Source organism: Mycetocola saprophilus (assembly GCF_000718085.1).
Classification (GTDB): Bacteria; Actinomycetota; Actinomycetes; order Actinomycetales; family Microbacteriaceae; genus Mycetocola; species Mycetocola saprophilus.
Genome location: NZ_JOEC01000001.1, coordinates 778,232 through 798,598, shown reverse-complemented (window position 1 = coordinate 798,598; position 20,367 = coordinate 778,232). Strand labels below are relative to the sequence as shown.

The 20,367-nt window shown below is 66.5% G+C and carries 14 protein-coding genes; 3 read left to right on the top strand and 11 right to left on the bottom strand.

Annotation, left to right across the window (positions count from 1 at the left end; genetic code table 11):
* Position 1: 1 nt before the first annotated feature.
* From IE92_RS18140 to IE92_RS0103570, 3 genes are all read right to left on the bottom strand, one after another.
* Positions 2–412 carry a hypothetical protein gene (locus IE92_RS18140; RefSeq protein WP_156027380.1) on the bottom strand — a complete coding sequence of 137 codons (411 nt, stop codon included), beginning with the start codon at positions 410–412 and terminating at the stop codon, positions 2–4.
* Between the two features lie 375 nt (positions 413–787).
* Complete coding sequence (locus IE92_RS0103575; RefSeq protein ID WP_030143504.1) at positions 788–1,081, bottom strand: WXG100 family type VII secretion target; 294 nt, start codon at positions 1,079–1,081, stop codon at positions 788–790.
* A 31-nt stretch (positions 1,082–1,112) separates the two neighbouring features.
* Positions 1,113–1,427, bottom strand: coding sequence for a WXG100 family type VII secretion target (locus tag IE92_RS0103570; protein ID WP_030143503.1), 315 nt, complete (start codon positions 1,425–1,427; stop codon positions 1,113–1,115).
* A 226-nt stretch (positions 1,428–1,653) separates the two neighbouring features.
* On the opposite strand from IE92_RS0103570, the gene eccD reads away from it, so the two are divergent.
* Genes eccD through IE92_RS0103555 form a run of 3 tightly spaced genes read left to right on the top strand, consistent with a single transcriptional unit; the run spans position 1,654 to position 5,680 of the window.
* Positions 1,654–2,994: a type VII secretion integral membrane protein EccD gene (gene eccD, locus IE92_RS0103565; RefSeq protein WP_030143502.1), complete on the top strand. Its 1,341-nt coding sequence runs from the start codon at positions 1,654–1,656 to the stop codon at positions 2,992–2,994.
* Between the two features lie 2 nt (positions 2,995–2,996).
* Positions 2,997–4,331, top strand: a complete 1,335-nt coding sequence (gene eccB, locus IE92_RS0103560) for a type VII secretion protein EccB (RefSeq protein ID WP_030143501.1) — start codon at positions 2,997–2,999, stop codon at positions 4,329–4,331.
* An 8-nt stretch (positions 4,332–4,339) separates the two neighbouring features.
* On the top strand, positions 4,340–5,680 hold the full coding sequence (locus tag IE92_RS0103555; RefSeq protein ID WP_162178480.1) for a S8 family serine peptidase: 1,341 nt from the start codon (positions 4,340–4,342) through the stop codon (positions 5,678–5,680).
* Here the strand turns inward: IE92_RS0103555 and IE92_RS0103550 are convergent.
* From IE92_RS0103550 to IE92_RS0103515, 8 genes are read right to left on the bottom strand one after another with little or no spacing between them, the layout of a single operon-like run.
* The gene (locus tag IE92_RS0103550; RefSeq protein ID WP_156027379.1) at positions 5,649–6,512 is read right to left on the bottom strand and encodes a hypothetical protein; all 864 of its coding nucleotides are present in this window, start codon (positions 6,510–6,512) and stop codon (positions 5,649–5,651) included. The genes IE92_RS0103555 and IE92_RS0103550 overlap by 32 nt on opposite strands.
* On the bottom strand, positions 6,509–7,369 hold the full coding sequence (locus tag IE92_RS0103545; protein ID WP_081864088.1) for a PP2C family protein-serine/threonine phosphatase: 861 nt from the start codon (positions 7,367–7,369) through the stop codon (positions 6,509–6,511). The genes IE92_RS0103550 and IE92_RS0103545 overlap by 4 nt, the downstream gene beginning before the upstream one ends.
* An 18-nt stretch (positions 7,370–7,387) precedes the next feature.
* On the bottom strand, positions 7,388–7,963 hold the full coding sequence (locus IE92_RS17120) for an FHA domain-containing protein (RefSeq protein ID WP_051701893.1): 576 nt from the start codon (positions 7,961–7,963) through the stop codon (positions 7,388–7,390).
* Positions 7,960–10,692, bottom strand: coding sequence for a transglutaminase domain-containing protein (locus tag IE92_RS0103535; protein WP_051701894.1), 2,733 nt, complete (start codon positions 10,690–10,692; stop codon positions 7,960–7,962). The genes IE92_RS17120 and IE92_RS0103535 overlap by 4 nt, the downstream gene beginning before the upstream one ends.
* A complete protein-coding gene (locus IE92_RS0103530; RefSeq protein ID WP_030143495.1) occupies positions 10,689–12,059 on the bottom strand; it encodes a DUF58 domain-containing protein in 1,371 nt (456 codons plus the stop codon). The genes IE92_RS0103535 and IE92_RS0103530 overlap by 4 nt, the downstream gene beginning before the upstream one ends.
* Positions 12,059–13,030, bottom strand: a complete 972-nt coding sequence (locus IE92_RS0103525; RefSeq protein WP_030143494.1) for an AAA family ATPase — start codon at positions 13,028–13,030, stop codon at positions 12,059–12,061. The genes IE92_RS0103530 and IE92_RS0103525 overlap by 1 nt, the downstream gene beginning before the upstream one ends.
* On the bottom strand, positions 13,027–19,185 hold the full coding sequence (locus IE92_RS0103520; RefSeq protein WP_156027378.1) for an Ig-like domain-containing protein: 6,159 nt from the start codon (positions 19,183–19,185) through the stop codon (positions 13,027–13,029). The genes IE92_RS0103525 and IE92_RS0103520 overlap by 4 nt, the downstream gene beginning before the upstream one ends.
* On the bottom strand, positions 19,185–20,336 hold the full coding sequence (locus tag IE92_RS0103515) for a serine/threonine-protein kinase (protein WP_030149845.1): 1,152 nt from the start codon (positions 20,334–20,336) through the stop codon (positions 19,185–19,187). Before IE92_RS0103515 ends, IE92_RS0103520 begins: the two co-directional genes overlap by 1 nt.
* Between the last annotated feature and the right edge of the window lie 31 nt (positions 20,337–20,367).

Genomic DNA, 20,367 nt, shown 5'->3' with positions numbered 1-20,367 from the left:
GTTAGTTCGAGAATTTTCGGTCGCCAGCAGGCGCTTTCGCGTTCTGCTTAGATTCAGTTGTGTTTGACGAATCCTTCACAACGCTGCCAGCACGAGTGTCAGGTTGACGATCCATTTCGGCAAAGCTCTCTAGGCTACGCTGCTCGGCATCAGCGTCAGCTGCACGAATCGCCGAAAGCGCACCCACAGCATTTTCTGAAAACGTGTGCACAGAGGCAACGAGCGACTCCACGTCGTTGCCAAGACCCGTAAGCACAGCTTTGAGAGTGTCACGATAATCCCTCGCCGAGCCAACCGTAACGCCTACAGTTTGAGCAATTGATGTCGGCCCAGGGATAGGTTCGACGATTTCTCCAACTTGCTTCGCCGAAGCATCCGAGTAATCTCCGTAGCCGATTTGGTTTTCAGTCATCTGTGTTGCCTTTCAAAATGATTAATGCCCCGGCTGTCGTATGGCCACACCCTGTCCTCATGCGAGGATTTCCACGAAGCATTTGCTATCGCACTCGTATGGATCTTGAGGCCACTCAAGCACGGCGAAAACTCGTACCACGCATAAACTGAAGCAGCACATCTCTCCACTTGCTGATGAGCTGCTCTTGGCCACTCGGGCCCGACTCTGGAACAACGCTATCTGTGAACACCTACCTACTGGCATATCGTTCATAGCACCGCCGATTCCGGCCTGGAATACCAAATGCGACGGAATTGCGAGGGTGCCACTTCACCACCCGGGGTGACCCGGGCCGGAATGCACACGCATTCCGGCCCGGGAACACGGCCCTGGTTAGCCCGCGAAACGACCAGCGGCGCTCTTGTCCGTCTGGGTATACGTCTGAGCGATCTGATCGGTGCTGGACGAGATGCGCTCCAGCAGCTGCTGCATCTCGGTCAGCGATGCGTTCCAACGACGCTGTGCGTCATCGTAGGCGTTCTGAGCCTCACCGCTCCAGGATGCGCGCAGGCGCCCAACCTCGGACTCGAGGCGATCGAGCTCGGACTTGATGCCCTGGGCTCCACCACGGATCTGCTGCGACAGCGCGCTGACCTGGGCGGTCTGAACCGACATTGATTCCATCATTAGATTTTCTCCTTATCGTCTCAGTACCGGACTAGCCGGCCATCATCGCACCGAGGCCGGAAATTGCCTGCTGGTGCTGCTCTTCGGTGGCCGCCTGGTCGCGCTCGGTGCCCGCGAGGGCACCTTCCAGGGTGACAAGTACGTTGTTGAGGTTGCGAGCTTCCTCATCCCAACGGTTCATCATGGTGGTGAACGAGGTGGCGGCGGCGCCGGTCCAAAAACCGCGCAGCTGCTCGATCTCGCCACGAACCTTCTTGACCTGCTGGTCGATTCCCGACTTAGCAGTGTTTACAGCCTGCGCTCCGCGGCGCAGGGCTCCCTCTTCTGCGGAGATGGTTTCAGCCATCTTTGCCTCCTTCGTAGATTTTTCGAATTAATTCGATGACCGAAGAAGCAACGAGAATTACCCCCATCCGCTCGGATCTGAATTCCCTCTCAGAGCCCAAACGGTCCCGCCATCTCCAAACAGCCTACATAGAAAATCTCGCCGAAAAGCACCTCACATTAGATATTCTTTCTGTCCCGCGTTCAGGGTGTAGATTCTTTTAGGAATAACCGGGGGAATAATTGCCATGCCACAGGCCACACAATCCAATGCGGATACGATCGTTCGAGTATCCGTTGTTCACGATGACCGACGCATCGATCTGGCGATTCCAGGGCGGCTGCCACTGATCGAGCTGATCCCCGGAATCGCGCGCAGCCTCGGCGTCCTTGACCCGACGATGGTGCACGGCGGCTACCGCCTCACCCGCGCCAGCGGTGCGTCACTGACACCTACAGAAGGCGCACTTCCCCAGGGAATTGCCCAGGGTGAAGTGCTCACGCTCACTCGCGGGGAAAACGTCTCGGCCATTAAGGTCTATGACGATGTGGTGGAGGCCGTCATCGACGCCAGCGCCGACCAGCACGGCGGCTGGAAGCCCGAGGACGCGGCCCGCACGGCTACCGCGGTTAGCCTGACCCTGCTCGGCTTGAGCGGCATTGCCCTCGCCTCGCTTGGCCCCAATAATCTTCTTGCCGCCCTGGTCTCGGGTGCCGGCGCAATCGTCCTCCTCGCACTCTGTGCCGCACTCGGACGTCTAGGACAACAGGGTGCCGGTATCGCGTTTGGTATCGCCGCATCGGCCTTTGGCGGCGTCGCCGGCTACCTCCTTACCCCAGCCGGCGATCTCTGGGGATGGCCGCTGGCCGCCGCCGGACTGGGTGCCATGGTCGTCGGAGCCATCGCCATCGTCATTGCCGTGCGCCCGATTGAATACCTCTTCGCCCCCGTTGCACTGGGCTTCGCCCTCGCCGTACCGGCAACGGTCAGCGGGCTTTTTAACGTGCCTCCGCTGGCGTCCTTCGCGGTCGCCATGGCCGTTTGTGGCGCACTGGCTGGCGCACTCCCCTGGCTCGCCCTGGCGAGCACCCGCATCACCATCCTGACGCCGCAGAGCGAACAGGAGATGTTTGACTCCCCTGATCCGATCGATTCCGAACGCGTGGCCGACCGGGTCGCCCGCGGACAGCGCACCCTGATTGCGCTGCGCCTGGCGCTGGGGCTCACGATCCTGACCTCGATTCCGGTGGTAGCCGGAGGTTCCTGGCTCGGCGCGGTGCTCGGTGCCCTGTGCGGTGCCGTCCTCATGTTCCAGTCTCGGCAAGCGGGCGCGCGCGGCTCGGTGCTCACCCTGCTCGCCTGCGGCACCGCCATCGTGGGGCTCACCGGATGGGTCAGCCTGATCGCGCACCCAGACAACGCGGTCATCCTGCTCGTGGCGCTGCTGGTGGCCACCACGATCACCCTCATTCTGACGCTGCTGAGCGACCGGGTCCGGATCCGACTGAGCGTCTATGCCGACGGCATCGAGATTGTGCTCCTCACCGTGCTCCTGCCCCTGGGCGTCATTATCGTCGGGCTGGCATAACCATGGCAACAAAGAAGGATCTCGTCGAAGCCCAGGGATTTAGTCGACGACGGCTACTCTCCGCGTTCAGCGGCGGCGCACCCGGGGGCAAGGAACTTGAACCGGCAAAGCCGCTTCGCGCGGTCATCGCCGGCGTCACGCTGTCGGCAATGGTGCTACTGGGTGGTCTCTTTTTTGGTCTGATCACCCCCGGACTTCCCCAGGGCTGGGAGAATAACCGGCTCATCGTCGCCAAGGACTCCGGCGCCCGTTATCTCTCGGTGGATGGCACACTGCACCCGGTCATCAACACCGTGAGTGCTCGCCTGCTGATCCCCGCCAAGGAGTTCAGGGTTCTGACGGTGGATCAGAGCGCCCTCAACAAGATTCCAGTCGGCTCCACGATCGGAATCCCCGGCGGCCCCGATGTCCTTCCCGCGAGAAAATCCCTGGAGGCCGACGCCTGGACGGCGCGCGTGGTCGGTCAGGGAACTGAATTGACCATCGGCGGCCGGGCGGTCAAGGCGGCCAAGGACACCGAGGGCATCGTGGTGAGCCGCGATCAGGACCTCTTTGTTATTGCCGGCGGCACCCGCTATCCGGTGGACGCCGCCCAAACCACCTCCGTGCTTCGCGCCGTGGGTCTCGATACCCAGACGCCGGTTCCGGTAACCGGCGACTGGCTCAATCTGTTTGCGGCCGGGGATGCCCTGGCACCCCTGAACGTCGAGGGCGCGGGCACCACGGTCGCCGGGATCAACCTCCCGGCCGGCAGCGTGATCCGTCAGGTGGGAGCCTCGGCGGAGGACCGCTACCTGCTGCTGGGGAACGGAACCCTGGCACCGCTGAGTCCCCTGGCCTACCGACTGGCACTCCTGGGCAACGCCGCCGCCTATGGCGAGGAGGTCCAGCGTCCCCCGGCCGACCTGGCCGAGCTGCCGACCGCCAAGAACGCCGGTGGTCGAGTCTGGCCCGCCCAGGTATTGACCCCGCTCGCGGGAATTGAGCAGGGCACCGTACAGGCCACCCTCGCGGCCAATCGGGATGAGCGCAAGACCGTCCTCGCCCAGCCCGGTCCCGCCGCCTCGGCGCGCGATGCCGACCGGGTGGAATCCAGCGTAGACGTGGCACGGGGCGGCGGTGCGCTCGTCCGCGGCGGACGCGCGGGCACGATCACCGTCATCGATTCCACCGGGATCGCCTATGCCGTGCCCGGGGCCACCAACGAGATTATTACCCAGCTCGGCTACGAGAAGAATGACGTGACCGTGGTGCCGGCACCATGGTTACGGATGATTCCCTCCGGGCCCGAGCTCAGCGCCCAGGCTGCCGCGACCACCCCGGTATCCGGCGGATGAACGCGCATATGAGTCCCTCCAGCCACGACATCCACCCGGGAGCATGGCCGACCGCGCACGCGTCCCGTCTCCCACGGAACGGATCGCGACGAGCGCAGCCGAAACCGCTTCGACGCTGGCTGGCGGTGGTGGGCTGCGCCGCGATGCTCGGCACCGGCACCGTCGTCTTTCCCGCGGCCGCGGGCATTTCTCCGGCCATCGCGGATGATGCGTGTACCCCCGGCGTGATCGGCAGAATCGCCGGGCCGCCCTCGGCGCTCACCCAGCTCGAGGCGACACCCGCCGTCCCCGGCCGGACCGGCGCCGGCGTCACGATTGCCGTGGTTGACTCGGGAATCGACGTCACCCGGCCCCAGCTCGCCGATGCCCTGGTGGGCGGAATCTCACTGATTAACGACGGCGAACGGCCCGATGGCTTCGGCGATCCCAACGGACACGGTACCGCGATTGCCGGCCTCATCGCCGCCCGGCCGGCACCGGGGTCGGGTGTCATCGGGCTGGCACCGGAGGCCAAGCTGCTCTCGGTGCGGGTGTATCGAGACACCGATAAGGAAGCCGATAAGGACGGGTTCGGACTCGATGCCGGACGCATGGCCGAGGGCATTCGATGGGCTACCGCCCACGGTGCGCAGATCATCAGTGTGTCCCTCAGCGATGATCTGGACACCCCCGAACTACGCGCCGCGGTCACCGAGGCCTCGGCCGCGGGCTCGCTCGTGGTCGCCAGCGCCGGGAACCGCACCACCACTCGAAACGTCACCGATAGTCCCCGATTCCCGGCGGCGTACCCCGAGGCACTCGCGGTCACCGCGGTGGACACCGTGGGAGCGCCGAACGATAGCTCGATCCACGGCGATCATATCGAGGTGGCCGCCCCCGGTCAGGATGTGCTGACCACCGCGACCGGTGCCGGCGACTGCCGCTATTCGGTGGATGCCCCGTCCACGAGCTTCGCCACCGGCTATGCGGCCGCGGCCGCGGCTCTGGTGGCTCAGGCCTACCCCTCGGAGACTCCGCGCGAGTGGGCCTATCGGCTGATGGCGACCGCCGATCGTCCCAATGCCGATAAGCCCGACCCCCTGCGCGGGTGGGGGCTGATTCGCCCCTTTGACGCGATCGCCCTGCACCCCGACACCGACACCCGCGGACCGGCCAGCCCGTTTGTGGAGACCAACCGGCCGCCCGCGCAGCAGCAAACCGCGCAGCTCAAGGTACACGCCAGTGACACCCCGCTGAAGACCGCAATGTCCGCCGCCACGGTTGGAGGATCCATCGTGCTGGCGATCCTCGCGATCGCGGGCCTGGGATGGGTGCTGGTCAGGCGAAGGCGAGATACGCCAGGACGCTGAGTCCGGTGATCGCCACCACGATACTCGCGGCAAATCCGGCGATCGCACCGAGCCGGAATCGACGGTCGCGTTCCGCGGTGGGCACCAGCCCGCCGCGGTCAGCCGTTTCCAGAGGTAATCCCGCGGGCGGCTCGGCACCATACTGACGCTGGATGATTCGACGCTCCGGTGTCGCCGTCACTCCCCCGGCATCCGCGCGAAACGGGTTGCCTTCGGGCAAGAGTGCTGCCCCTGCGGGGTCGGCGCTCCCCGATCGGGTCGCCGGAGACGACACCGAAACCGGGGGGACGATGTTGCCGGGCCGGGAAACCGAGCCGGGACGCGCATCGGAGGTGGGTTCGGGCCCGACGGAGGACGTGGGCTCGACGGAGGGCGTGACGACTGCGGCGAGCGCCGGGCCTCGATTCACCACCACCGTCGCATCCTCGGCATCCCCCTCGGGGATGGACGCTGGGGCGGATTGTTCTCGATCGTCTGGGTTACCGATGTGCTCGAGGATTCTCCGTTCGCGCTGTTCGGCAACGCGGGCGTCCGTCACCTCAACGGCGCGGCTGACCACGACGGTCGCATCGTCATGCTCGTTCTCGGCGTCGTTCCCGGCGTCGGCGTCTTCTGCTGCGAAAAGCGCGTCGAGACCGCGGCGGTCAACCAGAACGGTGTCGTCAGCGTCCTCCCCCACATCCGAAGCCTCCGGCGTGGATTGTGCCTCCGGCGTAGGTCGCGTGTCCGGCGCACCCTCGATGGTGGCCTCCTCTGCCCGCTCTCGCCGTTCCCGCCGAGAAAGCGGGGCCGGACCGTGCGCGGGCTCGCCTGGTTCAATCGGGGTACTCATGCGTGCCTTCCGGTCTGGAGCGTGGCGGTGACCGATTCGGCCAGATCAAACGGCAACGGATCATCCAGGAACACGCTTCGAGTCTGCGCCGGTTCCACCACCCGCAACACGTCCAGCACAATCACGGTGATGTTGTCCTTACCCCCGGCCTCATTGGCCGAGCGAATCAGCTCTGCCGCGGCGGATTCGGGACGGCCGGCCACGGTGAGCACCGCCCGGATCCGCTCATCCGTGACCAGACCGTGCAGCCCATCGGTGCAGATCAGATAGCGCACCCCGGGCGTGAGCGGCATCAGCCAGGTATCCGGCTCGCTATCGGCGGCCCCCACGGCGCGGGTGATCACATTCCTGGCGGGCATCGGGGCGGTATCGCCGGGAGCACGGCGAGCGTGTTCCTCCTCCCAGAGGGAGTGATCAGTCGTCAGCTGGGTAAGCTCGCTCCCCACATGCTGATAGACCCGCGAATCCCCGATATTGAGCAGCAGCCACTGCAGGGTGTCCTCATGCGTCACCAGCACCATACCCGAAACGGTACTCCCGGCCCCGCGCTCGGTTTCGGCGGCGACCGCGGCCACCCCCGCTCGGGCATGCTCGAGCGCATTCTGTACCTGTTCCAGGGTCGCGGGCCGATCGGCGGGAAGCTGCGCCTGAAACGCGGTCACGACCGCATGACTCGCCCGGTCCCCCGCCTCATAGCCTCCCATCCCATCGGCGACCAGAAAACTGGCACCGCCCACCACCACGGCGTCCTCATTTCGGGTGCGCGCCAACCCCTGGTCCGTGTGTGCCGCCACCTCGCAGTAGAGCCCCACGGGTTCGGTGATGACGCCGCTCCAACGCCAGCCGGTCTCGCTCATACAGTCGTTCCGTTCACGCTAGTTCGCACCCCAGGTTCGCACGGCGGGGGTCCCGTCGCGCGACTCGATCAGCACCCGCACGGTGCCCAGGATGAAGTCGCCCTGAATCAGCGTTTCCACCCCCGAGGGAAGCAGCAGCTCCTGCCCCTCGGGCGAGAAGAACAGCACTCCGTTGGTGGATCCGAGGTCCGTGACAAACCAGTCATTTTCTACGCGACGCAGTCTCGCGTGCGTCTTTGAGATGGTCTTGCCCGCATCCGGCACCCGCACCGCCGGCTGGACACCGTCGCCGTGCGGATTACGACCGAGGACCACATCGTCCCCCGGGAGCTCCACCTCGCCGCCCTCGGCCAGCACGAGGAACCAGGCGCGCGGGGGTGTACGGTCCACCACGACCGTGGCACCATCCAACTCCGGATCGTATTCGGGCTCGGCGGGCTCGACAATCGGGGTAATCATCACGGTGCCCTCATCGGGCGCCACCGGCTCAAATCCCGGCTGAGGCACCCACTGATCCGGCACCGGGGGAAGCGGCGGGGGCACCTGACCGTGATCGGATCCGGGTGGGATGGGGGCAAAACCGGGATAGCTCATCGCTGTGTCTCCTCCTGGGTAATGTGCGTGGACGTATCGCTGATGGCGCGACCACGCGTCTTTTTCTTCCGTGTGCGAGCGGGTGGGGTGAGTCTGCGGGCGATCGCTCGGCCCCAGGTTGACAGCTGGGCCCCGATCCCCCGGACGGACACATCCGCCAGTAGGGATCGCAGGCTCAGTCGGGTGCGCAGTCTGCGCCACCGCCCGGGCTCGGTGGCCCGCAGGGTGGCGAGCGCCTCGGTCACATCGTCCCAGATGCGCTCGACCTCATCCTCGCCGGAGCGACCGCGGGCAAACACCGCGCGGTCAACCCGCCGGGCGATCGAGATCAGCAGACGCTCCTGCTCCCGCTCGGCCTCGGTGTGATCGCCGGGATCCGGAGAGACCCCGTCCCGGGCCAGGGCGAGAGCCTGGTCCACGCGGGGAACACCCCGGGGCACGGTGCCCCCGGCATCACGGTAGCCATCCAGCAGTTCTCCCCAGGCACCCAGCGCACGCGTTTCCGCGGGTGCCGGCGCATAGCGGTGCTTTCGTCGGAGGCGCTTGGCAATGGGCAGGTAGAGGATCGGTAACGCCAACAGGACCAGGGCCCCCAGGCTCAGCCCCACGATGCGCAGAACCGTCCAGAGAATCTCGACCCAGGCCGCCCGATCCTGATCCGGGTTATCGGTGCTCTCGCCTTCGCCCACGTTGAGCTGGGGGTCATCACTCTTGGCGTTCAGGTCCTGCGCGCGGGTGGCGTACTCGGGAAGCTGCTGTCCCTCGACCAGGTCGGTGGGGAGGTTCGCGCTTTGCGGGGTCACATCCACCGCGTGCCACTCATCATTAGCCCCGCGCACCTCGACCCAGGCGGCCAGATTGGCGCCGGTGCAGGTCTCCCGACAGGCGGGAACACCGGCGATATCTCGGGCCTCGCCCAGACGCACACCCACCACCACGCGGGTGTCATACCCAAACGTATCGGCGATGATCGCCACGGCCGCGGCGAACTGTTCATCATCACCCACCGCGGCAATCAGCGCGCGCTCATCGGCCTCGGGACCGGCGGCACGCTGCTGCCGATTCAACTCTTCGAACATCTGTTCGATTCGCGCCCCGCTATGGCCGGCGGAGCTGGGGCTGAACTGATATCCGCCACTCTCGCGCAGTCCGGCGATCCAGGCGGAGTTCACCCGGTCATCCGCCAAACCGTGGGAAAGATACCCGCGATCCCGCAGCCGCTTCACCAGCGTTTCGAATCCCGCAGCGTTCTGCGGCTGAGCCTGAGCACGCAACCAGGCCGTCAGCTCGGGCATCTCGCGGGTGGGAAAGCGGGGCTGTTTCGCGGCCGGGTCGGCGGGCGAGGTAGCGTCCACCGGGTTTCGCGCAAACTCTACCTCGTAGCCGTCCCCGGCACGCACGCCCACGGCACCGCCGTGATCGAGGGGGTCACTCGGCGGGGTGACCACGCCGGTCCCGGTGTCCCGGTTGAGATAGAAGGAGTCCTCCAACACGTCGGCACGGTTCCCCATGAAGCGCGGCGGCTGGGCGATCTGCGCGGGCAGGGGCAGCCAGAGCTGGGAGTACCCCGCATCGATCTCCACCTGAACGCGTTGTGTTGCACCGCCACTGACGGCCCCGGGGAAGCGGGTAAACCGGGTTCCACCCTCCGCCGGGGAGGCCACGTGGAAATCGGTTCCGTCATATCCGTCCAGGACCGCGAGCCCCAGGCGCTCGGGCCCCTCACCCGGGGAGGTCACCCGAAACAGATCCTCGTTGAAGACCGTGTCACGCTTCCACTGCCGGTAGCTACCCAGCGGGGTGGGCTCGGCCTGAATGATGAGGTTGGGATCCACATACGCCCGCGGCACCTCACGCTGCCCGAGCGCGGTCAGTGCGGGAGCACCCAGCGCCGAGCCGCCCAGGGCCGCGACCAGGAGAACGCCCCCGGTGATCCGTCTTCCCCAGCGATGACGCCGAGGGGCGGCGGGCGTTGCAGCTCCGGTCTCCCCCTCCGCGTGAATTCTCACCCCGGAGCCCATACTCAGCCCGCGGCCCCGCTTGAGGGCGGCGCGTCGATCCGAATCGGCGCCCCAGCGCACCCAGAGAAGCGCAGAGAGAAGGGCCACGGACCAGATCATCAGCTCGGTGGGAGCCACCAGGTTCCACCCCAACAGCGGCAGGCTCAGCGGCGCGCTCACCTGCCCGGGACCCCAGATCAGTCCAAAAAGCAGCGGGAGCATGAGCGGGGCCACCGCCCACTGCACCAGGCGACGACGTCCGGTCACCAGCAGCACCGAAACCATCATCGTCACCGAGAGGAGGAGATAATACGGCACCAGCATGGCCTGATAGTCGCCCACCGGAAGGGTAAGGGTCAGCAGCTGCTTCCATCCGGTGACCACCGCGAGCAGCGCGTCACGCTCGGCCCCGGGGATCCGGGAGACATCCGCACCCACCAGGCGCGGGGTGGCAACCGGAACAGCGCTGAGCACAAACAGTCCCAGCCATACCAGTGCGATACGCGCCCCGCTCCAGCGCAGCGCGAGACGAAGCACCCAGAGCAACACGGCGATCGCCAGCGCCGCACCACACACCAGCCACACCCGCGGCGTGCGATAGATCGGCCAGACGGCCGCAACACTCAGCAGGCCCAGGACGAGCGCCGGTGCGAGTCCGGCCAGCGCGCTCGGGGTGAAGCGGGTGGTGGATTCGGGGTGACCCTGATTCTCGGACACGGGGGCGCTCATCCCTTACTCCCCCGCACCAGAAGCTGCGGCAGATCGCCCAGGGCACCCACCGTCAACACCATCGTCTCCCCGGACACCACGCTACGCGGATCCGCGAGACGTTCGGCTCGAATGACCATGACCCGGACCGAGGCCGGAAACAGCGAGGCCGCGCGGCGAAGACGCAGCGGATCGGTGTGCGACCCCACAATCAGGTACACGATCGAGAGCTGATCGCGCGTATGCGAGACGCGGTGCGCCAGGTATTCCAGGCTCGGCCCCTCGGTGAGCGCCTCCAGTTCGGCCCATGCATCCAGCATCATCGTGGCGGTGCGCGAGGGAAGCTCGTTGAGCTCCCCCACCCCCGCCCGCGATCCCTCGGGATGCCAGGCGGAGGCCACGTATCGTTCTCGGCCATCACGAATGGCCTGCACCGATATGGAGGCGGCCACGCTCACGGCCAGCTCAAATTCTTCGGTATCCACGTATTCGGAGCGCAGCGCATCAAACACCAGGGCCACACGAGCCAGGCGACTCTCCTCATACTGTCGGACCATGAGGGCACCGGTTTTTGCCGTCGAGCGCCAGTGCACGTGCCGGTAGGAATCCCCCCGGGCATAGTCCCGTACCGCGTGGAACGAGAGGTCCGAGTCGGTCAGGATGCGGCTGGTCTGACCGTCCAGGTCTCGCACCATGCCCGCGGTGTGCTGGGGCAGGAACACGATTCGTGGATGAACCCAGAGCCGCAGGCGCTTACGCCAGGTCATCTCCCGCCGAAACAGCCCCACCGGGTCTCGCTTGGACACCGTCACCGGACCCAGCCAAATCACCCCGCGGTTGGGCGCGGTCAGCGGCAGTGGGATCGAACGTTCCCCCCGGGGTCCCAGCAGCGGCACGGGCACCTCAACCACCGCGTCCCCCACCGTGAGCTCGGCCGTCGATGCGAGCGCCGGGCGAGTCGCCAGGTTTTCGGCGTTCAGCGCCACCGCCACCTCGGAACCGGCAAACACTCGATCGCGATCCGTAGAAATGGTCATCTTATAGGCGCGCACACCGATCAGGAATGGGCTGGCGCACAGCACCAGGATGACGGCCACACACGCCAGATACCACCCCTCGATCCAGCCGAGCAGAACACCCCCGAGGATCCCCAACACCCCCGCCCCCAGGATCAGCCATCCGGTCGCGGTGATCGTCTCGCCGAGCCAACGACGCAGCCGCAGCAGGCGTCGCCGCGCGCGACGCAGGGTTCGCCGCAGTCCGCGGCGCAATCGTGCGCGCCGCGTGGGGCGTTCAAACCTGGTGCTGGTGACCGTGGACCCCAGCTCGGTGTGGCGCGTATAGGTACGCTGACTGGTCCCGGTATTTCTTCCGGTTTCGGTGCTCACTAGACGCGGTTCTCCTCGGGAACGGGAACGTCCAGGAGTACCTGACCCACCACGTCCTCGGGACGCACCCCTTCAAACTCCGCCTCGGGTTCGAGAACCAGACGGTGGGCGAGAACGGGCACGGCCAGGTCGCGAACGTCCTCGGGCAGCACGTACTCGCGTCCCCGGGTGGCCGCCCAGGCCATGGCCAGACGGGACAGCGCGATTCCGCCACGAACGGAGGCACCCAGGCGCACCTCGGAGGCCAACCGGGTTGCATCCACCAGGCGCATGACATAGTCGGCGATCAGCGGGCTCATGTGGGTGTGACGGGCGAGATCGGCCGCGCGAACCATCGTGGCCGTGTCCACGACCGGGCGCAACGGTCCGTTATCGTCGGTCAGGCCCTGCAGGATCCGCATCATGGCGGCGGCATCGGGATACCCGATCGAGGTTTTGACCATGAAGCGGTCAAGCTGCGCCTCGGGCAGTCGATAGGTTCCGGCCTGCTCAACCGGGTTTTGGGTGGCGATCACCAGGAACGGGCGGTCCACCTCACGCGTGGTCCCATCCACCGTGACGCTCCCCTCGGCCATCACCTCAAGCAGCGCCGACTGGGTTTTGGGGCTCGCCCGGTTAATCTCGTCCGCCAACACCACGTTGGCAAAGATCGGGCCCGGGTGAAACTCGAAGCTCGCGGTCTTCTGATCGAATACGGTGATCCCGGTCACGTCCCCCGGCAGCAGGTCCGGGGTGAACTGAATCCGCGAATCCACCCCCTCCACCGACTGCGCCAGGGCGCGGGCGAGGGCGGTCTTGCCGGTGCCCGGCACGTCTTCCAGGAGCACGTGTCCGCCGGCCAACGAGGTGGCGAAGACGAGTTCCAGGATGCGGCGCTTGCCGTGGATGGCCTCCTCCATGTTGTCCACCACGGCACGGCTCACATCCTGTACCCAGTTGGCCTGCTCGGGGGTGAGGGCTGCGCTAGTCATGGGGTGGTCCTTTCAGTGGAGCCGTCGCCGGCGGGCGGTGCCGCGCACAGGGGCACCGGGATCGTCAGGGGTTTGAGTTTTTGGAAGTTTCCCATCCAGGTGATTTCGATAGTCACCTTGGTGGGATCCGCCACGGTGGGCGGCAGAATTCTGATGCGGGCATCGCGGATCGCGCTCTCGCTCACCGTCAGGTCCTCGGCGTCACTGGCGTCGGCGGCCAGACACTTGGGAACCTTGGTCACGGTCACCTCGTTGGTCGAGGTAATCGGATCGATCCGGCGATCACGCGAACAGTTTTCGGGTTCATCGTTGAGGCACTGATACACGCTGACGGAATTGATCACGCGCGCGGGATCCAGGGCAAAGGTTCGGCTCGCCGGAGCACCATCCACCCGATACATCAGGAACATGCCCTCCTGGGCCTGGACGATGGGCTGAGTGGTCAGCCGATACTCATAGTCCCCCGCGGGAGTCTTTGTGTACTCGGGGCTCACCCCGTATCCACCCGTAACGTCGGGGGCGGGAAGCTCACCACCCGGACTCAAATAGTTCACTCCCGTTCCGGCAACCCCGAACCCGTTACTCACACACGCGCGGACGCCATAGGTGAAGAACCGGTTGAGCCCGCCGAACTGGCCGCTTGTGCTATCGCCACTTTCGGGGATGAGATTACCGGAGCCATCCACCCGACACTGCGCCGGTTCCCCGGCGAAGCGAATCTTCAGTCGATAGACGACCGTGCCGCCACCCGGCGCACCATTCATGTTCACCTGCACGCCGGTGGCGAGCAGGGTCGAGTTGTCCTGTGGACGCAACGCCACGTCGCCGATCACACTCGGGCTGCCCCCCACCGATACCGTCGCTTCGCCTCGGGTTCCCTCGGTCGGTCCCCCGGGAATCGGCGGCTCGAACGTGCTCAGCGGGGTCACCCGAATGGTCTGGGATCCCACCGGAAGGGTGAGCTCAAGCTGGGTATTCGGTCCCGAACGGGCGATCTCATTCTGCTGTCCCTCGATGCGGAACGCGCGCGCATCCGCCGCCGCGGCGATACTCACCACCGCGATGCCCGTGCCCGGGGTGGTTGCCTGGGCGTCGTACCGGGTGGTGGCGGTCACGCTAGACACGGTGGGAACCTGGTACGCCCAGGAGGTCACCGGGGTGGTCTCCGGGGACTCGCCCACCGCATTGACCGCACGAGCGCTGAAGCGCTGCTTGGTCCCGTTGGTCATTCCGGTCACCTCACACCGATAGCTCCCCGGGGTACTCGGGGCGCATCGCCCAGCGCCGGCACGGCCATCGGCGCTCAGGCTCACCCCGGTCACCGCGGGGTGAGCGGCCTGGGCCTCGCCCAGCGCCACCTCGAGGCTCACACTGTTGCCGGTATAGGCAACAGTGGTGATACTGGCCGGGGCGGCCGGCAGTCCCTGCGCATCAAATTCCAGCCGTCCTTCGCCCAGACGGCCCTGAGCATCGCGCACCTGGAAGGGTACGGTGCAGGTGCCACCGGCGCTCTGGCCGGCGGGCCAGGTGATGTCGATATCCGCGGTTCCCGAACGTCCAAACCGGGCCAGCGGGCACGCGTTAGCGCTGATCGAATCCAACACCAGGCCGCCCCCCACCTTGCCGGCAAACGGATCAAACTCCCCGGGGATCCCCACCGCGGTCACCCGGCATCCGCCGGCTCCCACGGTGCACTGCTTATTCACGGTGGCCCCACGAGGAAGCTCGCGCGGCACATCCCCCACCCGGAGAGTCAGGGTCGAGCGGGCCTCACCGGCGCCGCTCACATCGATGTTGAAGCGTTCCTCGGTGCCCGGCGGCGCATCGGCACGGGCGGTGACCCTGATCTGGCTCCCCTCCTGGCTGACCTGGAACACGCGCCCGGCACCGCCGAGGGCAAATCGCAGCTTACCGACGTCGCCGGCGCGGTCACCCTGCCAGCGCAGCATGTCGGCGGCCACGTTGATCGTCTCATCCGATCCCGGCCGCACCACCCGGCTGAGCGGTTGCAGCTCGGCCTTCGGCTCGCGTGGCACAATCAGATACGGCACGGCGAGCTTGGTCCAGATCTTCTGGCCCTGCAGGCGCACCTCGATCATGCAGCGATCCTGCCACGGAGCCTCGGCTCCGGCGGCGTAGCGAATATCGTTTCCGGCGGCCGAGCAGGTAGCCTGGGGACGCTGCGTGGGCAGATCCCCCGATCGTATTTCGATCCGCTCACCGGGGATGCGCTCGACCACATCGTCCACCGAGGTTGCCACGGACTTATTCTCGTCCACGCTGATCGGCGCGAGTCCCGGACGCAGCGTGACCTGCAGCTCATCCAGGGACGGCATGATCAACAGCCCGTAGGCAACCGTCTGGCCGCCGTTATTGTCGGGACCGGCAAGCTTGAACGGGACCACGCCACCCTCGGGGCGGTACTCACCCACCAGCTTGGGCCCGGATGCGCTGAAGCGCTCCGAACCGCTGCCCCAGGGGCTGAGCTCGAGCTTATTCGGGTCTCCCGCGGACCAGCGCACGCGGTCGGTCCGCACATCCACCCCGGTGGTGGCCAGGACCGAACGGTCCCGGGCCGTGAGGGTGGTGTCGGCCACGATCGGAGCCTGGGTGCCCACCCGGTCGGAGACAAACACGCTGATTCGCCCCTCGGCCGTGCTCTTGCTGGCCGAAGAACGCACGGTGTAACGGAACGAAAAGCTGCCACCGTTGGGACTCGAAGAGATTCCCACCCGACCACGCTTCATCTCCGACAGGTCCAGGAGCGACGCCAGCTCCCGGTACTCCGCGCTCTGCGGGTCGGCACCGGTCTCGGGCACAACGCCGAGCAGCTCGAGCTTCCCCTGGGCGGGATCAACGTCATTGAGCAGGGGTTCCACGGTGGTGAGCGCGCCGGAACCGCGCACCAGTCGAACCGAGTCGGAGATCGTAATCGGCGCCCCCGGGTCCGGGGCAATGTCTCCGACGGATACCCGAATCGTCCCGGTTCCATCGGCTCCCTCGGGGTCGCGAACCGTATATCCAATGGTCACGAGGCCCGGCTTCGCGGTCTCGGCAATCGAGAGCACAACCTCATTATCCGAGGTTCCTACGGTGGAGGACACGAAGTCCTTGGACTCCACCGAGACCAGGCGCACCCGATCCCCATCGGGATCCACCCCGCTCAGCGGAACCCGGACCCTTGCCTCCTGGCCAGGCAGGACCCGGGCCACCAGCGCGGCCGGGATCGGTGGGCGGTTATTGCCCTCGGGAAGCACGGTAATCTGCACCCGTCCGATATCGGATTTTTCCGGGGCGCTCTCCTGATACGCGGTGTAGCTGACCGTATAGGTCCCGGGTGACTGCGGTGCCAGGTAACGCAGGGTGTTGCCCGAGGCAAACGCCAGCTCACCCTCGGCTCCGGAACCGGTGATCGTCGGGTCGAGGTTGAGGCGCTCGCCGCTGCCCACAACGTCGTTTTCCAAGACGTTGATATCCACCACGTTGCCGGCGCGCACGGTGGCAAAATCGGGGAGGGCAATGACCGGATCGGTCCCGGTTTCGGGCACCTGGAATACCGTCATCTGGCCGGTGGCGGTCTGCCCCTGGCCATCGGATACGGTGATCTGGGCGGTTCCCACCAGCCCGGCGGCGCCGGTGCTCGTGGTCCCCGATACGCGCAGAGATTCGCGTTCGATCGGCGCGACGTTCAGCGATCCGGAGAGCACCGTAGCCTTTTCGACGGTGAAAACGCGATCGGCCATCCGGGGAATCACGTCCAACACGCTCACCACGGTGTCCTGCAGCGGCCGGACATAGGCTCGGGTGGGCGGCAGGGTGAGCGCGGGCAACGTTTCGGGAGCAACCACACGGATCACGCCCGTTTGCTCGGTGGAGGTCATAGTGTCCCGCACCGAGGTTTGCACCAGGTACGATCCGGGTTGCGACGGGCTCACGGCGACCGTGCCGCGAGCCTGCTGCGGCACCACCTGCAGCCCGGCCGAGGATCCCTGCGGCTGTGCGGCATCCACCAACGCGAACGAACCCGATCCGCCACTCACCCGCTCAAGCGCGTTCACCTCGATGTTCTGCCCCACGGGAACGCTGACCACCATCGGTTCCACCACCGGGACGGCGGAACTCAGTACCTGGACGTTGAGCGTCCGGGTGGTTTCGATGCCCTGGGAGTCCGACACGGTCACCTCAACGGGGATCTGCCCGTCCGGTGCGTTCTGGTCGGTATGCCGCAGCACGATCCGTCCATCCTCGGTGGCGACGGCGCGCATCGGGGCGGCGGGATCGGTGGTTCGAGCCGAGAGCAGCGTAATCGGGTCGCCCTCGGGATCGACCCATCCCTCCATGATGGGGAGGGAGAGGGTGCCGCCGGGGGTGAGCTGCGGGGTTGGCCAACTCAGCTGACAGCCCTCCACCCCACACCAGGCCGGACCGCTGTTCTCCTCGGGGGTGCGCACGGTCAGGGTCACGGTTGCGGACTCCGATTCGAGCGTTCCGTCGGTGATCTTATAGGCGAATGTGGCCGAGCCGCTCGCCGATTCACCCACCTGAATCGCCAGCCGCTGATTGCCAGGCAGCACGCTAATCTGGCCAAACCCCGCCGGGTCGAGTCCGGTGACGGACTCGGGGACGATGCTCAACACGTCCTTCTTATTCGGGTCGTAGTCGTTGAGCAGTACCAGAAGCTCGGTCTGTCCCCCGGCGCGGACCCCAAAGCTATCGGGCACCGCGATCGGGGGCATCTCCTCGGTCGCATCGTCCACGACGACGGTGCCGGTGTCCTGGCGCGGAGGCTGGTTGAGGGTCCACTGGGAGAGCGGGATCGGGGTACCATCGGGCAGCATCCAGAGCATGCCGGTCTGGCGTTCGCTCAGCACCGCGCGGGTTCCGTTTGTTTGGATGACCGGGTCGAGACGACGGTCGGCGGCACCGGACGCGGCGTCATAGGTGAGCTCGGTGGTTCTGGATCCACCGGTCCACAGCGTGCCGGCACCGGTGTCGAGCCAGGCACCATAGCCGGTTCCGTCCACGCGCGTCGGCTGGGCGGGTGTCCCGCGAGCGGTGACGGTGCGGGAAACCTTGCCGTCCTCGGCCACCGACCAGAGACCCGAATCATCGGCGACCAGAATGTCGTCACCGGTTTCGGAGACGCCCGTCTGCAGCAGAGCCTCGGCACCAATCTCCAGTTTGACCGGCTTATCCGCCCCCTGCCGCCAGAGCGATCCGCCGGTGGGATCAAGCAGTGCCCAGCGCCCACCCGCGGTGGTCAGCTGGGGTTCCTTAACCTGCGCGACCTCGGCGGGGACCGCATCCCCACCTCCGTCGAACTCACCGCGAGCGATGCTAAAGGTACGCACCCGGGACTCCCCAGCCGAATACATTTTCAGCGTGCCATCGTCGGACAGCGCAATCTGGGTGGCCTCATAGTGGGTGCGCGGGGCGGGTTTGCCCTCGGCATCGGCGCTGGGCGAGGGACCGGCGGTTGCCTTACCCGCCAGCGGGTCGACCGCCGATGCCCCGGTGATACGCCCGGTTGCCGGGGCGGGGGCGCTGGTTCCGGCGAGGGACGCCTCGGCGTCGCTTTCGGCCAGCGTACCGGCGAATACCTCCCCGGACTCGGTCCGGAATGCGAAGTAGTTACCGGCGGAGATCACCTCGCGCGTTCCCGACGGGGTGGATTCGGCGGCGGGACCGCCCGGGTCCTTCCCCCCGGGACCCTGCGCGGACACGGCCGTGGATTCGGGATCCGCGGAGTCGCCGGTTTCGGGTGAGGTTTTGCCGTTTCCGTCGCTGGCAACCAGATCCTCGGGGAACGCGGCGTTGATCGGCCAGGCCCGACTGAGGCCGGCACCAAAGAGCACGCTTGAGCGTCCGGCCTGGATCACCTGGGCGGGCTCGGTGGCCTTGCGCACGGTATCCAGCTCGCCGGTTTCGGTGTTGACCCGGGCGTACTGGCCGGCATCCCGGCTCACCCAGACGGCGGTCTCGGTGCGGGGCAGTTCCTGCGCCTGATACCCCTCACTGAAGACGGCGAGGGTCGCGATGACCGCAACCGCGGTTCCGCCTCCCACCCAGGCAATCACCCGATTCCGACGGCGACGCGAGCGACGATCCGCTCCCCCGAGCCCCCAGCTCGCGGACAGGGTCGCGCGAATGCCCATCAGAGCGCCCCGCGCATCAGCATCACGACGCCCACGATGATGCCGCCGGCTACGACGGTCCCACCGATGCCGATCAGCATTGCGGTCATCGGAGACATCGTGGGTGCAGAGGTACGCTGCACCGAGGAGGATCGGTCGGTCCGCGGCTGCTCGGCACGCAGGGCCGCCCGCTCGGTCTTCCGCGAGCTCGACCGCACCGAGCTGACCACGGGACCACGCTGCCGGTCGGTGTTGACCGAGGGCAACGCCCCGGCCCATTCGGAGGACATCACTTCGAGCGGGGTGAGGTCATAGCCAAACTCGCGCTGAAGCGCACGCAGAGCCTCGGCGAATTCCAGCATCGAGGCAAACCGCTCATCGGGATTCTTGCGCATGGCACGAGAGAGCACATCGTCGAGGCGTCCCTGACCCATTCCGCCGGGAAGCCCGATGTAGAGGGCCTTCGTGATGCGGGCCGCCAGTTTTTCGCGCACATTTTGTGCCCGCTCCGCCGATTCGAACGGGGAACGCCCGGCGGCAAAGGTATACAGGGTGGCGGCAAGAGACCAGATTTCGCTGGCGATGGTGCCGGATGTGGATGTCTGCACCACCTCGGGTGCCGCCCAGGGATAGGACAGCGCGATTTGGGCACCGGGTTCCACCTCACCGCGCACCTCGGCGATACCAAAGTCCGCCAAAACCGGTCGGCCCAGGGTGGTGACCAGAACGTTTGAGGGTTTGAGATCGCGATGCAGGACTCCACTGCGATGAGCGGTCTCCAGCGCACCGGCCAGCCGCACCCCCGCATCGAGCACCTGCTCGAGGGTCAGCGGGTTGGCGCTGCGCATGCGCGAGCGCATCGAGTCGGGACAGTACTCCATGGCGATATAGGCCCGACCATCGGCGGAAATACTCGCCTGATAGATCGAGACGATTGAGGGGTGAACGCTGAGACGGGCCATCACATCGGCCTCGGCCTCGAACCCGCGTCGGGTCTGGGCGGTGGAGCCCACACCGTTGAGGACCTTCACCGCGACCACGCGGTGTGGCATGTCCTGCTCGTACAGGTAGACCTCGGCAAACCCACCCGAGCCCAGGGGCCGGACATAGCTATAGCCGGGGATGACCGGCGGGCTGCTCGGCGTGCGCGATGATGCGGTGCGCTCTGACACTCAATTCCTCCTCAGTTGCTGCCGGGGCTGG